The organism is Flavobacterium bomense (assembly GCF_003970355.1).
Genome location: NZ_RYDJ01000275.1, coordinates 1 through 1,048 on the forward strand (window position 1 = coordinate 1; position 1,048 = coordinate 1,048).

General features: G+C 32.0%; 1 protein-coding gene. It reads right to left on the minus strand.

The features are described 5' to 3' along the window. Positions 1-244: 244 nt before the first annotated feature. Positions 245-841 (minus strand): hypothetical protein, encoded by a 597-nt coding sequence (locus EKL98_RS17255; RefSeq protein ID WP_126563262.1) that lies wholly within the window; start codon positions 839-841, stop codon positions 245-247. Positions 842-1,048: the final 207 nt, after the last annotated feature.

Genomic DNA, 1,048 nt, shown 5'->3' on the forward strand with positions numbered 1-1,048 from the left:
ATTATAAAAAAAAGAAATCGCTTCATATTGTTTTTCCTATTGATGAATCAATATTTAAAAAGTTCAAAAATAATAGAAATCAAATAGCTAAAGTCACAAAAATTACATAAAAATTTTTTGGAGTTTTTATTCTTTGACAAGCATTCACAAATAAAACTAGCCACAGATTCACAGATTTTCAAAGTAACTTATTTTAAAAATCTTTGAATCTGTGGCGTCTATTTTACTATTACAACGGGATATCCTATTCTTTAACCAATATTATAGTTGCTTTATAACCGGTTCCAACATTCCATTGGCTGGCCGAAATAGCGATTCCCTTATCATCATAAACCTGAAATTCTGCTGTATTTGGCGAAGCGAAACCTTCGTTCAGGGCTTCGAAATCAATTTTGTTAACACCATCCACCAATGCTATTTTGAAACCTTTAAATGCGCCGTCCAAAACAACTTCGGGTTCAATTATCTTATCGTTCAAATAAACTCTAATCTTGTCGCCATCCACATAAGCCGCATCCTTATACCGAATGGTAGAAGTGAATGATTTGGTTTTGAAACTTCCTAAAAATTGATTTCTTCTATAAAAAACGCCGCTAGAATTGGACTCTTTTTTATATAAATTACTGTTGAGAAAAATAGCCTCAGGATTTATAAAATCATCTACAGGTGCTTTGACAATTTCGGGTGGCGTGACTTTTGGCGCAATTACTTTTGGTGGAATTACCTTTTTTATTTTCGAGTTCTTGGCGGGAATTGCCTTAAATTTGGAATTGAATTCCTCCTGCGAATATCCATTTAAGGACATCACTAAAATGATAACAAATAATACTGTTTTTTTCATTGCTTTTATAAATTAGTTAATCAATGCATTTTAAGTCTAAAACCGAAAATTAGTGTGATTCAACTCTTCTTATATAACATTCAATAACAGAATTTATTTCATATCCGTAAATTATGTAACTCCAAGAATACTTTACCTCATTGAACTTTTAAAATGAATTACCCCGAGGCAGAGCCTCGAGGTATCGTGTTACTCAAAAGATAACCG